Annotated in this window: 16 protein-coding genes; 6 read left to right on the top strand and 10 right to left on the bottom strand. The window is 57.2% G+C overall.

Annotation, left to right across the window (positions count from 1 at the left end):
* The first annotated feature begins 13 nt into the window (after positions 1–13).
* Together L53_RS13565 and L53_RS13560 are read left to right on the top strand one after the other, a co-directional pair.
* Complete coding sequence (locus L53_RS13565; protein ID WP_034816543.1) at positions 14–916, top strand: SDR family oxidoreductase; 903 nt, start codon at positions 14–16, stop codon at positions 914–916.
* Positions 917–992: 76 nt separating this feature from the next.
* The gene (locus tag L53_RS13560; protein ID WP_051607975.1) at positions 993–1,730 is read left to right on the top strand and encodes a type I pantothenate kinase; all 738 of its coding nucleotides are present in this window, start codon (positions 993–995) and stop codon (positions 1,728–1,730) included.
* Here L53_RS13560 and L53_RS13555 read toward each other — a convergent pair.
* The 9 genes from L53_RS13555 to L53_RS13515 all read right to left on the bottom strand — a co-directional run bounded on the left by L53_RS13555 (position 1,727) and on the right by L53_RS13515 (position 9,853).
* Positions 1,727–2,500 carry a TlpA disulfide reductase family protein gene (locus L53_RS13555; RefSeq protein WP_034816540.1) on the bottom strand — a complete coding sequence of 258 codons (774 nt, stop codon included), beginning with the start codon at positions 2,498–2,500 and terminating at the stop codon, positions 1,727–1,729. The two genes, L53_RS13560 and L53_RS13555, sit on opposite strands and share 4 nt — an antisense overlap.
* Before the next feature lie 70 nt (positions 2,501–2,570).
* Positions 2,571–3,704, bottom strand: a complete 1,134-nt coding sequence (locus L53_RS13550; protein ID WP_034816537.1) for a zinc-binding dehydrogenase — start codon at positions 3,702–3,704, stop codon at positions 2,571–2,573.
* A 27-nt stretch (positions 3,705–3,731) separates the two neighbouring features.
* Positions 3,732–4,706 (bottom strand): NADPH:quinone oxidoreductase family protein, encoded by a 975-nt coding sequence (locus L53_RS13545; RefSeq protein WP_034816535.1) that lies wholly within the window; start codon positions 4,704–4,706, stop codon positions 3,732–3,734.
* Positions 4,703–5,737: an alpha/beta hydrolase gene (locus L53_RS13540; RefSeq protein ID WP_034816534.1), complete on the bottom strand. Its 1,035-nt coding sequence runs from the start codon at positions 5,735–5,737 to the stop codon at positions 4,703–4,705. The genes L53_RS13545 and L53_RS13540 overlap by 4 nt, the downstream gene beginning before the upstream one ends.
* A 74-nt stretch (positions 5,738–5,811) precedes the next feature.
* On the bottom strand, positions 5,812–6,438 hold the full coding sequence (locus L53_RS13535; RefSeq protein WP_034816532.1) for a TetR/AcrR family transcriptional regulator: 627 nt from the start codon (positions 6,436–6,438) through the stop codon (positions 5,812–5,814).
* A gap of 59 nt (positions 6,439–6,497) precedes the next feature.
* Positions 6,498–7,187, bottom strand: coding sequence for a DUF6498-containing protein (locus L53_RS13530; protein ID WP_051607974.1), 690 nt, complete (start codon positions 7,185–7,187; stop codon positions 6,498–6,500).
* Positions 7,184–7,783 carry a hypothetical protein gene (locus tag L53_RS13525; RefSeq protein ID WP_156947924.1) on the bottom strand — a complete coding sequence of 200 codons (600 nt, stop codon included), beginning with the start codon at positions 7,781–7,783 and terminating at the stop codon, positions 7,184–7,186. Before L53_RS13525 ends, L53_RS13530 begins: the two co-directional genes overlap by 4 nt.
* A 16-nt stretch (positions 7,784–7,799) precedes the next feature.
* The gene (locus L53_RS16550) at positions 7,800–8,489 is read right to left on the bottom strand and encodes a M23 family metallopeptidase (RefSeq protein ID WP_051607973.1); all 690 of its coding nucleotides are present in this window, start codon (positions 8,487–8,489) and stop codon (positions 7,800–7,802) included.
* Positions 8,490–8,521: 32 nt separating this feature from the next.
* Positions 8,522–9,853 (bottom strand): NAD(P)/FAD-dependent oxidoreductase, encoded by a 1,332-nt coding sequence (locus L53_RS13515; RefSeq protein ID WP_034816768.1) that lies wholly within the window; start codon positions 9,851–9,853, stop codon positions 8,522–8,524.
* A 90-nt stretch (positions 9,854–9,943) separates the two neighbouring features.
* Here L53_RS13515 and L53_RS13510 point away from each other — a divergent pair, with 90 nt between their 5' ends.
* The 4 genes from L53_RS13510 (at position 9,944) to L53_RS13495 (ending at position 13,177) form a co-directional block, all read left to right on the top strand.
* Entirely contained in the window at positions 9,944–10,423 is a 480-nt protein-coding gene (locus L53_RS13510; protein ID WP_051607972.1) for a PaaI family thioesterase, read from the top strand.
* A gap of 2 nt (positions 10,424–10,425) precedes the next feature.
* Positions 10,426–10,863, top strand: coding sequence for a PaaI family thioesterase (locus L53_RS13505; RefSeq protein ID WP_233347844.1), 438 nt, complete (start codon positions 10,426–10,428; stop codon positions 10,861–10,863).
* Positions 10,864–10,889: 26 nt separating this feature from the next.
* Positions 10,890–11,330, top strand: a complete 441-nt coding sequence (locus L53_RS13500) for a DUF6265 family protein (protein ID WP_156947923.1) — start codon at positions 10,890–10,892, stop codon at positions 11,328–11,330.
* An 83-nt stretch (positions 11,331–11,413) separates the two neighbouring features.
* Positions 11,414–13,177: a hypothetical protein gene (locus tag L53_RS13495; protein WP_034816528.1), complete on the top strand. Its 1,764-nt coding sequence runs from the start codon at positions 11,414–11,416 to the stop codon at positions 13,175–13,177.
* Between the two features lie 7 nt (positions 13,178–13,184).
* On the opposite strand, the gene L53_RS13490 is transcribed toward L53_RS13495, so the two are convergent.
* Positions 13,185–14,054: a DUF3298 and DUF4163 domain-containing protein gene (locus L53_RS13490; protein WP_198019818.1), complete on the bottom strand. Its 870-nt coding sequence runs from the start codon at positions 14,052–14,054 to the stop codon at positions 13,185–13,187.
* Between the last annotated feature and the right edge of the window lie 9 nt (positions 14,055–14,063).

Raw genomic sequence — 14,063 nt, 5'->3', positions numbered from 1 at the left:
CGGGAGGAATTCAATGGACATGACAAAACTTATGTTTCGCGACGGCCTGATGGCCGGGGAACGCATTCTGGTAACAGGCGGCGGCACGGGACTCGGCAAGGAAATGGCCGAAGGCTTCCTGAAGCTTGGCGCAGAAGTGCATATCTGCGGACGGCGTGGACAGGTCTGCGAAGACACCGCAGGTGAGCTGATGGACAAGCATGGCGGCAAGGTCGTGCCGCATGCCTGCGACATCCGCGTGGCGGAAGCCATCACCGACATGAATGATCATATCTGGGCCAAGCACGGCGCGCTGACCGGCCTCATCAACAATGCCGCTGGCAATTTCATCAGCCGGACCGAAGATCTCTCAATCCGGGGCTTCGATGCGATTTCCAATATCGTGTTCCGCGGCACCTTCTACATGACTCATGACATCGGCAGACGCTGGATCAAAGAGGGTCAAAAGGGCAGTGTCTGTTCGATCCTGACGACTTGGGTCTGGAATGGCGGTCCGTTCGTGGTGCCGTCGGCCATGTCAAAGGCAGCCGTCAACACGATGACGCAGAGCCTCGCCGTGGAATGGGGGCGCTACGGCCTCCGCTTCAACGCCATTGCGCCGGGCCCCTTCCCAACAGAAGGTATGTCGAAGCGGCTGGCTCCGGATGCCGAAGGCGCCAAGCGCATGGATTCCGGCGCCGCCAATCCGATGGGCCGCGTCGGCGAGATGCATGAACTGGTGAATTTGGCCGTGTTCCTGATGGCGTCTGGCGCGGAGTATGTGAATGGACAAACCATCGCGATCGACGGAGCGATGTACAATGCATCCGGCGGAAACTTCGCTCAGCTGACCGCATGGGGCGACGCCGAATGGCAAGCCGCCCGAGACGCGATTGAAGCCACCAATGCACAAGACAAGGCCAAGCGCACCGTTTGACGCCTTTCAGGCTGGACAGTCGCGCAAGCACCACTAGGCTTCGGGCACGCAATCGCCGCCCGGAGCCTCACGCCTCATGACGACCCAATCTAAAGAACATGCCCTCGGCATTACCGCATTGGGGGAACGCCTGTCCGGAGTTTCGGGTCGCCATGAGGGCGTCGTCATTGGCCTGACTGGCTCGGTTGCCTCGGGCAAGACGACTCTGGCCAACCAGGTTGCTGCAGTCCTGGCCAGGGCACATACGGTGGAAACCGTGTCGACGGACGGGTTTCTCTATCCGAACACAATCCTGGAAAAACGCGGCCTGACACTCCGCAAGGGCTTTCCAGAAACTTACAATGCCGAGGCATTGGGTGACGCAATCGCCGCCCTCTCAACCGGCACAGCCGACTTTCCCGGCTATAGCCATGTCACCTACGACGTCGACCCGGGCATGACGCGAACCATTGCACAGCCCGATATACTGATCCTCGAAGGCCTTGGCTTCCAGCCATTGTCGCCGCCTCCGCGTCCTGCGCGGGAGCCGGACTACCTTGTGTACCTTGATGCATCAGAAGACGACTTGCTGACTTGGTATACGGAACGCTTCCATCGCCTCTGGCGCGCGGCAGAGACTGACCCGAGTTCTTTTTATGCAAACTTTCTTCACATGACGGAACCGGAGCTTCTCGACTTTGCAAAATCCGTCTGGGACCGCATCAATCTGCCCAATTTGCGCGACCATATCGCACCGCTGAAGCAAACAGCCGACATTGTCGTCCTGAAAGATGCCGATCATGCCATACGCATCACGCATGACAGGATCGGCTAGTCTGCCCTGACTATAATCTCCAAGAATTCCAAAGTTTCCGGTGCTGTCCAGACTTCGGTTGCTTTCGTATCTCCGCCCTGAAACATGGCGTAGGGAATTCCGCCCGGCGCGAACACAATATTTGTAGGCAGACCAAGCTTCGATTTCGATTGGCCGCTCGCAGCCAGAAGTGACTCCAGACCCTCACCCTCTGCAATCAGCGGCTCAAGATTATAGACATTGCGGTCACTAAAGAGGGCGCGGATAGATTCCCTTGAATCTGTCAGAGTCGGGTCAGTATTCACAGCAATCAGAGTGACGCCCCTCTCAGCATACAAGGGCGCTGCCTCTCCCATTTCCGGTAACTCATGTACACAGGGCGCGCACCAACTCGCCCAATAGTTCAGGATGACCCACCCATTTTTGGCAGCGTCCAGTGCTGCGCCCACGTCTCCGCTGACGTCTTCCGGCCAATGAACCTCGTCGTCGGGCAGGTAGAGCTGCCCAAGTGGAACCGATGTCATCCCTTCTGGTAGAACAAGACTTTCCTGACTCGACTGCTCAGCCTCCAGACGAGCCAAAGCTTCCTTCATGAGCTCGTAATTCTTGATCTCGGATAGCAAATAGTCTGGATCGCGATGCTTCTGCCGGAGTTCGTCAGGCAAGGAGGACAGATCGAATGAATTGCCGTCAGTCTCAGATGACGAGACAAAGTATGGCCCGGCATATAAACCCGTTCCAAATCCTACTGTCAGTGCGACCGCAACAGTTACCCAGACTCTTTGACCCATGCTACCCCCCTTTGGTAATACTATTACAAACTACCAAAGGGGGATGAGTTATACAACCATTGGGATATTATCAGTTCGGCGTGATCAGGTATTTCTCGCCAGTCGCCTTGGCGTCATAGGCTTTCAGCGTTTCAAGGTTAAGCGCCTCAGCGAGCGAGATGCGCTTGGTGTAATGGCTGGCGAACGTGGTCGTCAGCTCATCCATCACACGCTTGTACATGCGGGCGCGGACTTCCTTGCCGGCCTTTTGCAGGAATGGCGTCAGCAGATATCCGCTAAGGTTCCACGCAAACCCTACGCCCGGAGGCACTTGGGTCGGTGACATGTCGAGCCGGCCATAGATAAAGACCTGCGTTTGCTGGCCGGAGCCATAACGCGAGTATTCTTTCATCTTGCGGCTGGCGGCCGCCTCCATCGCAATGAGCAATTGTCCGGCAAGCGGTCCGCCGCCAATCGCATCAAAGCCGAGCGTTGCACCTGTTTCCATCAGCGCCGCGATCAGGTCTTCCATAAAGGTTGGCGACGTAGAATTGACGATATGTTTGGCGCCGATACCACGCAGGATTTCGGCCTGCTCTTCCTTGCGGACGATGTTCACCAGCGGCACGCCATCCTTGATACAGATCTTGTTCAACATCTGGCCGAGGTTGGATGCAGCGGCCGTATGCACGAGGGACTCATGACCCATTTCGCGCATGGTCTCGACGAAAGACAGTGCCGTAAGCGGATTCACATAGCAGGACGCACCCTGCTCTGCCGTGGCACCTTCCGGCAACTCCATAACCTGACCGACATTCAGCATACGGTATTCGGAATAGAATTCACCACCAAGGCCCGTAACGCGCTTGCCGAGCAAGGCTTGTGCCGCTTCGGACTCGCCTGCGGCGACAACCGTACCGGCACCTTCATTTCCGACACCCAGTGACTGACCAATGCGGGCCTGCATCGCGCGCAGGCCAGCCTCGGGCACTTTTGCCGTGATGACCGGACGATCCGCCGTGCCAGTCTGCACGGCCGTGCGAATGTCTCCTGCACCAATCAGCAAGCCGAGATCGGACGGATTGATCGGCGTTGCCTCGACCTTGATGATCACATCGCCCGGCCCCGGCGTAGGAAGGTCTACCTCAACCAGGGACAGTTCAAGTTCGCCTTCTGGCTTGATTAGCGAGCGTAGTTGCAGGCCTTTTTCAGGGAGTGTCGACATATCTTCGTTTCCTCTTCTATTTTCTATTCAGGGCTTGATGACCACTTTGCCCACAACCTCACGATCAGTGAGCAAGCGGTAGGCTTCTCGCCAGTTTTCCAATGGAAGCTCAGCATGGATACGCGGCCGGGTCTTACCCTCTGCTGCCCATTTCCAGATTGCTTCCATATTCTCCTTGCCGCGCTCCGGAAAACGACGACCATATTCTCCGGCGCGCACACCGACGACAGAAAAGCCCTTTATCAAGGGCATGTTCGCTTTGACTTCCGGGATGCGCCCCGACGTGAACCCGACCACGAGCAAGCGTCCGTCAAATGCGATGCAGCGAACGCCTTCGTCAAACACATCGCCGCCAACCGGGTCGAAAATGACATCGGCTCCACGCCCGCCTGTTAGCGTCTTTACCTTGTCGCGGAAGCCTTGCGTCACGTTGATGGCATAGTCCGCGCCGTGGGCAATGACGACATCCAGTTTTGAGTCTGATGCAGACGTGGCGATCACTGTCGCCCCCAATAGCTTGCCGACATCGACGGCCGCCATGCCCACACCGCCACTTGCACCATGCACGAGCAATGTTTCACCGGGCTGGAGATTGGCGCGCCGCACCAGCGCCACATAAGCCGTCAGGTAAGCGGCCGGATAGGCAGCTGCCTCGGCAAAGCCCATGTTCTCTGGAATGCGGGTGAGGCCGGACGCGGGCAGAGCCGCATATTCGGCAAAAGCCCCGGTCTTGTTCCCACCAACAACACGGTCGCCGGGAGCAAACCCAACAACACCCACGCCTATCGCAGCAACGGTTCCCGCGCATTCCATGCCCTGGGTAAAGGGTAATTCGGGCTTCATCTGGTACGTGCCCTGGCTCATCAGAAGATCGGGGAAATTCACGCTGGCGGCCTCGACGCGCAGCAGCACCTCCCCCTTCCCCAGATCGGGCACCGGAATGTCGCGTACCGACAATCCCGAAAAGTCGTCCGTTAACGTATCACAGACCAGCGCTCTCATAGTTTTGAAACGAGGTCTTTCACCATATTGGCGATCTCGAGACACGCCTTGCGAGACCCAGGCGAGAAGCCCGTGAAGGCCGTGAAGGCGTGGGGAAGCGTGTCATACCGCTTGTGGATGGTTTTCACGCCAGCCTTGTCCAGGCGCTTGGCATAGTCATCTCCCTCATCACATAACGGGTCATGTCCGGCTGTAATGACGATGGCAGGTGGTAAACTGTCCAGCTCAGCGGTCTGCCCCGGCGACAGCAACGGATCGGCCATGTTGAAGTCAGCCGGCAGGTACTGTTCCATGAACCAGTTCATCGTGTCCGTGCTAAGCGAAAAGGTCTCCCCAAATTCCGTCCGTGAAGGAAATTCCTCTACCATGTCCACAGCTGGGTAGATCAGCAGTTGATAGACCGGCAGCGGCTTGTGCTCGCGCTGCATCTCCTGTGAGATAATGGCGGAAAAATTACCGCCCATACTATCCCCGCCCACGGCCGCCATACCCTCGGGCGCACCATACTTGCCAGCGTTGCGTACGCCCCATTCATACGCGGCAATACAGTCATCGATACCAGCCGGGAACTTGTTCTGCGGAGCCAGCCGATAATCGACCGACAAGACCGGGCCCTTGGTGATGGAAGCGAGGATTGAGCACCAGGCGTTGCAGGTCTCGAGGTCACCGACCACGCCGCCACCCATATGGTAATAGACCAATAGCGGTACGGAGGAATCCTGTCCGGTCGGCGTGTAGAGGCGGACAGGGATATTATTGCGGTCCGGACCGGGGATGGTGAAGTCTTCTGTGGTAACGCCCGGCTCTAGCGGAGCTTCCAGCATGGCAAGTTGCTCTTTCACAGCCGCCTGCACGAGGTCCGGTTCCAGGGAAGACATCGGCGGCGCGTTGCGGCCGTTCCAGGCAACCAGTTGCAACTGGGGCTCCAGGACGCGTCCCCGCGCTTCAACCGGCTTGCCGCCCGCCATGCGTACCAACAAACCGTCCGGCAGCTTGAAGATGAATTTCGTGATCAGTTGCTGCAGGCTCATGGTCGCCTCCCATCCTCTCTTGTTGGCGGAAAGCTTAGCCCTGCAAGCGCATCAACGCCAAGGGGCGTTTATCCTTACTTCGCGGCAATCTCGCGCACGCCGGCCAGTAACAGGTTGGTAGCAAATTCGGTGGCACCATCAACGTCTACCGGCCTGCGGAGCAACATATGCTCCCCCATTTCACGGGCAATCCCGATGGCCGCCGCCGTCAGATAGGCTGTGTCGATCTTGGGGCCTTCATCGCCAGACAGGACATGTTCCAGGTCTGCGCGTATTTCCTCGGCCACGGCCAGCATTTCCGGCGTATCTACTCGCACACCGATCAGTGCCAGATGCGGTGCACCATTGCGGATCGGTTCTTCATTCTCGGTCGCGATGAAACCGAAATAGGCCCGATAGGCATCGTGGACATAGGTTTCGAAGTCCGTGGCATAGGCGCGAACATCCTGCAGGCGCGAACGGAAGCGATGCGTGGAATCTTCGGCAATCGCTTCGAACACTTCCTCCTTGGACTTGAAGTAGTTGTAGAATGTTCCCGCTGCGAGTTCGGTTTCCCGAATGATATCTCTTACCGTCGTCGCCTCAAAGCCAATCCGCGCAAACACCCTGCGGCCAGCCTCCAGGATTGCTCTTCGGTTCGCGGCCTTTGATTTGGCACGCTTGCCGGTTGACCCGGACAGTGTCTTGACGATGGAACTCATACAGGCATTTCCTTGGGGAACCCCGCATCATGACCAAGGCGTCATCACCCGTCAACTTTTTACGCTGTTGACGGGAATTCTTTCGCAGGCGCTTGGCTTGTTCCATCCAACTTGCGTTGGCGCATGGCCGACACGATCACGCCGAACACGACGCGCAGAAAGATCAAGAAGACAACGCCCAGGAGCGGCTCGCTCGTCGCAATCGCGAATACGGCCCCAAGGATGATGGCAACGTGCAGGGTCACAATCCGGCCATAGGGTGCGAACATTTCAACGATCGGCTGGGTTTCCCGGAACTCGCCTTTCATGAGAAAGTCTGTGAAGTAGATCACCAGATTGATCGCAATGATCGCAGCAACAAACCAGATCATCCCCTCCCCCGAACTCAACGCCCAATTCACCAATCCCGGCATACCGGAGCCGCCAACGGTCGACCCGTTCGTCGCGAGTGCCTGGATGAAAACGCCGTGACCAAAACAGAACATGCCATAATGGAGTGTAAAGAATGGCACGATGAAGAGCACGGTAAATAGGTTCACAATGTTCCCGGCGAGCGTTGCAACCATACGCAACACGGTGAACATGCCAATGACAAGGTTTTCCAGCCAGTAGAGCGCCACAAGCGGCGTTGCGCCCCAACCAAAAACGAGCACCGCAACGATCGGCAACAAGTCCACCAGAAGAACGGCCACCGCAATGGGGTCGCGATAGGTTCGCGCAATCAGGTCAGGATCAAGGAAAGACTTCACTCGATCTCCAGACTGGGTACCAGTTTCGGCATGGGCTTACTGGTTGGCTCGTAGCGAAAGGTGTGACCGGGTACCCAGCCATCACGAGTCTCGAACTCTGATTCCGACACCAGCGCGCCATCTTCAGTCATGTGACCGGTCGAGCGCACGCCAATGATATCGCTCAGGCCAGTCACCTCTTCATACGCGGTCCAGCTGTTATCTTCATTGAGTGTGAAGCTGCCCGATGTCCTGAAGCCGGCACTGGTAATGTAGACATAGTCGAGCGTCCCCGAATTCTGGTTCTTCTGGACATATGTCAAACCGCCATAAGAGCCATCCGCCAGCACGTGTCGATTGACCAGAACCGACCCGCCCAGGTCCCAGTTCCATTCGGAGTAATCAGCCGGCTGGCCGTGCTCTGCGTCTGCCTGGCTTGGTTCACCGTACCAGCGCGTACCCACCAGATCTGCCAGCATACCGAAATCCGCCGCGAAAGCGCTTTCCTCACTGATTGGTACGCTGGTCGAAACCGGCTCGGCGTCTGGCATAGGCCCTGTCGCACATGCCGCGAGCATGACCGTCGATACTATGCCCGCGATCCAAAACCCCCTCATATCGTCCTCCCAGTCCCTAATAGGCTTGCGCATACTCATAAGGGGGAAATGAAAAAGGGTCACGCGGCATGAGGCCCTTGGAACCGCGCGGGTTCCTGTAGTCACCTGTCAGGATTTCAAAGTGGATATGAATGGCGGTCGCATTGCCGCTGGCCCCCATGAAGCCAACGGGCTGGCCGAAACCAATTGTTGCGCCCTTGGTAACGCCCGGCTGGATATAGGCGAGGTGAGCGTAGCGCGTGTACACTCCCTTGCCGTGATCGATCAGCACCATGTTGCCATACCCTGTCGAGACACGGGACTCGATGATTTTGCCCGGTGCACTGGCGTAAATCGTCCCCGCCGGGCGCGACTGCAGGTCGATACCATCGTGTCGCCTGCCAAAGCGCTGGCCAAAGCCTGACGTGAGACAGACATCATTTGCCGGCGCGGCGGCAAGCGGTATGCCGTTCACCACCACAATCGGCTTGTAGTTCACGACCCAGCCATCCTTGTCCACGATCGGCGAATTGGAGACCCGGATCCCGTAACAAGCTCGCAAATAGGCGTTCGGAGCGAAGGGTCCCTGCTCTGCCACAGCGCCCACGGGCGCCGCACCGACAGACGCATCAGGGGTTTCTGCCGGCGGATAGTGTATCTTCACCGGCGCTGGCGACGCACAAGCAGCCAGCAACAAGGCGGCAGACAAGAAAGGCAATCGGGTCATGGGTCCTGTTTATACCCCACGACCGGTTAACATCAGGCAACCACGCGCGCGCGCTTCGCCCCCTGTTCAATCTCTTTCTTCAGGTCTTTGCAATAAAGATTGAAATCGACCTGCATCCGATGACGCGGACTGTCATAGAAATGACCAAGATGTTGCTGTTCATCTTCTTTTGTAATCCGCTCCATCTCCTGGATTTCAGGAAACGCATAATCGCCATTCAGCGCAGCGCCGACCAGTTTGGATTGTTGCTCGGCGAAGTTCACGAGCGTGGGCAAAGGCTGCGCCAGGCCGAGGAAAAAGATGGTTTCACGTCCCGGTTTCACCATACGCTTGTAAAGCGGGAACACGTTTTCCTTTGGAGTCAGATCGTCCTGTTTCAGGAAAGGGAACGTCACATTGTAGCCGGTCGCCCAGACAATCGCGTCGATCTTTTCCCTTGTCCCATCCGTGAAGACCACGCCATCCCCATCAAGACGTTCGATACCCGGCTTGGGGCATATGTCCCCACAGCCAACGCGCGTCAGGAATTCACCGGATACGGAGGGGTGTCCATCGAGGGGCTCATGGTCTGGCTTTGGCAGGCCATAATCCTCCATCATGCCGATAGTCTTCTTGATCTTCTTACGCGCCAACGCACGCCCAATCCCCGATGGCAACCATCCCGGCAACACGGCCTTGTCGGCCGGCTGTCCATCCATGTATTTCGGCAAGACCCAGACGCCTCGACGCATGGATATAAACAGGCGTTCGGTCAGGGGACGCTGGGAAAGCTCCGACGAAATGTCCATGGCCGAATTCCCGCCGCCTACAACCATGGCGCGCTTGTCCCGAAAGTCATATGGCTCGAACGGATCCGTATAATTGTGCGAATGTACCTGATAGCCATCAAACGACCCCGGATATTCCGGCATGCGCGGATCCCAGTGATGTCCGTTCGCCACGATAACGGCGTCATATTCGCGGCTTTCGCCGGTTGATAGTGTCACTTTCCATCGATTGCCCGGCAGGTCTGCGACATCGGTCACCGCCGTGTTGAACGTGATGGTATCACGCAGGCCAAAATGATCGACATAGTCGTGGAAATATTGAAGCAGTTGAGCATGGTGGGGGAAATCCGGCCAATCCTCAGGAACCGGATAATCCTCAAAGGCTAAGCGCCACTTGGACGTATCTATATGGAGAGACTGGTAGCAAGACGAGGCGCCGTTCGGGTTTTTATAATACCAATTGCCGCCGATATTGTCCGACATCTCGAAACAATCATACGGGATGTCATAATCCTTAAGACGCTTGGCCATCGTGAAGCCGGAGCACCCTGCCCCAATGATACAAACCTTGGGCTTCGTCGCGCCGTCAAATGCCATCTCATCTTCCTCCACATGAGCTCTTTGTTTTGCTCTATCGCCAATGATGTTATCCGGGCAGAACGACTCGTCAAACGAATGAGGACCATTATGAGTGATGACGCCGCGTCATCTCCCGCACCGTGGGAGGTCATGAACGAAAACATAGACATGATCAGTGGGGGTATCCCGTGGGGCCGCCGCATGGCGTTCCGTTTTACCCGCATTGAGAAGGGCCATGTCTGGGGCCTGCAGCCCTGGAAAGAACGCCTGGTGGGTGATCCGGACACCGGCGTCATTCATGGCGGCGTCCTGACCGCATTCCTTGACAATTTGTGTGGTACAGCCGCCAGCTCTGCCCTGCCCAAGCCGCGTTTCGTGGCGACGCTGGACTTGCGTCTCGACTATATGCGCCCGGCCGACAAGGGACGCGACATCATTGGCGAAGCCGAATGCTATCACGTGACGCGAAACATCTGCTTCACCCGCGCCTGGGCCTATCATGAGAGCCGCGACAAGGTGATTGCCACCGCCGCAGGTGCATTTGCCATCAACAAACCGCGCTCGGTTGACAGCATGAGGACGATGTAGTGGTGAATGACATTGATACTACTAAACAGACGCGCGCCGATGAAGTCCGCGCCTTCATTGCTCGCACCCCCCTCGCTCAGGAAATGGGCTTGAGATGCGAAGTCATGGGCGACGAGATGACGATGATCATGCCGTATCAGGAAAAGCTGATCGGCAATTTCATGATCAAGGCCATTCACGGCGGCGCCATCGCCGCCTTTCTGGAGCTGACTTCCCAAGCACAGGTCTTCCTTGTAACCGAGCATCTTGAACGACCGCCGCGACCTATCAATCTGACGATCGACTATCTCCGCCAGGGCCACGCCAAAGACCTCTACGCCCGCGCAGAAATTACCAAGATGGGGCGGCGCATGTGTTCGGTCCGCGCAGAGGCGTGGCAGGACGAACGCGCCAAGCCCGTTACGACTCTGATGGCGCATTTCATGGTATCAGGGGACTAGAGCCCTGACTGGATGCAGGTGATCACATGAAACGAAGTTTGCTTGGACTCCTTGCGCTGGCAGGGTGCGCATCAGTCGAACCAGAACCGCCCGCGCACCCTTTGGCGTGGATTACAGGCTGTTGGATCAGCGAAAGCGGAACATCAAAGGAAGTCTGGTCAATGCCGGAAGCGGGCTACCTTTTCGGCTATGCGGTGACACTGGGTGATGGCGGCGTGAGCTTTTTTGAGCAGATGCGCATCAAACCCGGCCCGCTCTACGTGCTCAATGTCTATCCGGCGGGCGTTGGCCCGTCGAAATTCGTGGAAAGCCTGCAGGGGGACCAGTCGGTTACTTTCATCAACAGTGCACACGACTATCCGCAGCTAATTCACTACCAACGCGAGGGCGACACTCTGAAAGCGCATATTGCGCTGGAAGACGGGTCCAACCGGCGAGACTTTTCCTATCAGGCCTGCAACGACTGACACCGGCCCTCAGCGCCTGTTTGGGCTTTTCTTCATGTTTTCAGCCTAGTGTGCACTCCTGGACGATGGGGAGTCAGCACGCGGTGCAACCTGAAAATACATCGCTACGCTCTCGGCTCTCGTCACTGCTGCCGATAGGGACTTTTCTGCTCATTGCCATCGGTCTGCTGGCTGGCGACGCCGTTAATGGCAGCACGGTTCAGGATATTGACGACATCGCCCGGCGGCTGCAAATCGCCGACCTGCTGCGCGATGGTGAGTGGCATGATTTGACGTGGCCCTTTCTGGCCATGCCGGAGCCGTACGTCTCACCTTGGTCGCGTCTGGTTGATCTACCCTATGTGCTGGTCACTTGGCTATTCCAGCCCGCTCTTGGACAGGATGCGGCGTTCGAGATAGCTCGTTTTGTCGTTCCACTGCTCTGGCTCATCGCATATGCGTGGCTGGCCGTGCGGCTGATCCGGGAGATCCTTGGGGAGCAGCCAAGCCTGCCGCAGATTGGCGCTGCGGCGGTCGCCTCCCTGTTTGCCGTAATCGAGTTCATGCCAAACCGGGTCGACCATCACAATGTCCAGATCGTCCTGCTGCTCGCGCTCTGCCTCGGGATCGTGTCGAAACATCGGTTTGCAGGCATTCTCGTCGGCGTCGCAAGCGTCCTCTCCATCGCTGTCGGCCTCGAGTGCGCACCCTACATTGCTCTCGCCCTTGCAGGAGTAGCTATCCACGCGGCCCTCGCACCAAATTCGACCATGGTAGCGAGGTTGAGCCTCACTGGATGGTCATTGTTGGCATTCACCCTGCCCGCCGGGCTGCTCCTGACCGGCGGGACACTTTTCCAGACGCAGTGCGATGCCCTCTCAGCCCCTTGGGCCAGCGCCTTGATAGCGGCTGGAGTCGTAGCTGCGGGCGCGCCTATCATCTGGAAACGTCTTGGCCTGCACAGCCCGACCGCGCGACTAGGAGTGCTCGTGGCAGGTGCGCTTGTTGTTCTGGGCGTTCTGTGGACGGCGTTTCCCGAATGCCATGCGGGCCCCTACACCATGATCAATGAGACTGCCCATACTTACTGGATCTCGAATGTCATCCAGGAAAAGGGACCTGCAGGTGCCTTCGCACGTGGCGAGAACCTACTCGTGCTCATCTTCATGGCTCTACTGGCGCTCACACTCGGCGCATGGATGAACCCCAAGACTTACCGGTCTCCCGTTCTGATCCTACTGCTGATAGCTACGCTGGGCACACTGCTCACAGCCTGGCAAATGCGAAACTTCAAATTTCCCGCCGTGCTCCTGCCCCTCTTCGTCCCCCTGTTCATCGAGAGGGTAAGGGAGGATGGGGGCGCACGAAGAGCCATCGCGGTCTTGTTGCCGCCCGTGCTCCTGCTGGCCAGCTTCGCCCTGCTCGTCAAACCAACAGGCCGGACGCTCACCTTGATCGATTACATGGAGGGCGATGCATGCCGGGATGCCGATCTCTCCAGCCTGGAGACGTTACCGGCCTCTAGGATCATGGCACCGCTCGGCCTGTCTCTCACGCTGGCGGAATATATCTCCGACACAGGCTCCGCACACAAGATTGCCGCGATGCCGTTTCACAGAGCCTCCCCAGGCATCGAACGCGTCTTCCAAACCTTTGCGTCGACAAACCCGGAGCTGCGCAAGCAAGCGCTTGCACCTTATAGCTATGTGGCGATTTGCACCCTGCCTGAGACGAGCGCTGATCCGAGCACGGCGCTTCTCTTTGCGACCCTGAGTTCCAGCCACGACTGGCCGGGTCTTGTAGAAGTCTCACCAAAAGCCGGGGCACGTCTGAGACTTTTCGAGATTGATCACGATACGGTCGAATAATATCGCGCTATTCGCCCAATCGTTCAACGGCGGCAGGTTCTCCATCGAACAAAGATACATATTGCTGCTTCACGGACTCACGGAACACTGATTGAGGAATTGTGACATGATAGGCTCCTTCCGCATATGAGCCAATGTCATAGGGGGCAAAATGGACCGTATACCCACCGAACCTACCCGGCAAAGTCGATGGCACGAAGTTCACATCCCCCGCCAGAACCATGTCAGCGCTGACCAGCTCCATCGCCTCACTTTTGAAACGCTCAAAGTCAGATACATTTCCACTTTTCTTGACTTTCTGCCTGGCTATTTCTGTCCACACCTCATTCATGTGCGTCTTTATGGCAGCCTGCGGTTCACGCAGAAAACTACTGAGCCGCATCGGTTCGCCAGTCGCCCCGTTGTAGATTCGTCCAGCGGTGAAGTAATTTCCATGTGCACCGCCAGTAAATGTATAATGGAAGCCTTCAAGACTCACCACATTTCCACTCTCCGCCACGATGCCCCAATTGATCCGCAGACCATAGGCTCGGAAGTATTCCGGATCAGCCGCTTTGTAGGCTTGGGCATCTTCCGACATTGCCTCGATCCGGATTTGAGCATTCTCTACCAGATCCATGCCAATGGCCGGCGCCTCGGAGAACACGGCCTCATCAATTGTGACCTCAGCCTTGAGAAACTCATCATCGACGATGATTTCGCGGGGAAGTTCGTCTACCGAAGCAATAGTCGCAACATCAATCGAGGTGTCTTCTCCACCTGCCTCGTCAACCTCACCTGACGTTTCACTCACGTCCGACAAATCCCGAACCTGTTTCTGGCAGCCAACCGTCAGCAATAGCGCCCCCGCCAACGCAACCAAGGCAAGTCTCTTCATGCAAAACTC

It is taken from the genome of Hyphomonas sp. L-53-1-40 (genome assembly GCF_000682775.1).
GTDB lineage: Bacteria > Pseudomonadota > Alphaproteobacteria > Caulobacterales > Hyphomonadaceae > Hyphomonas.
The sequence above is the reverse complement of the archived record's forward strand: the minus strand, read 5'-3'. Positions and strand labels throughout refer to the sequence as shown.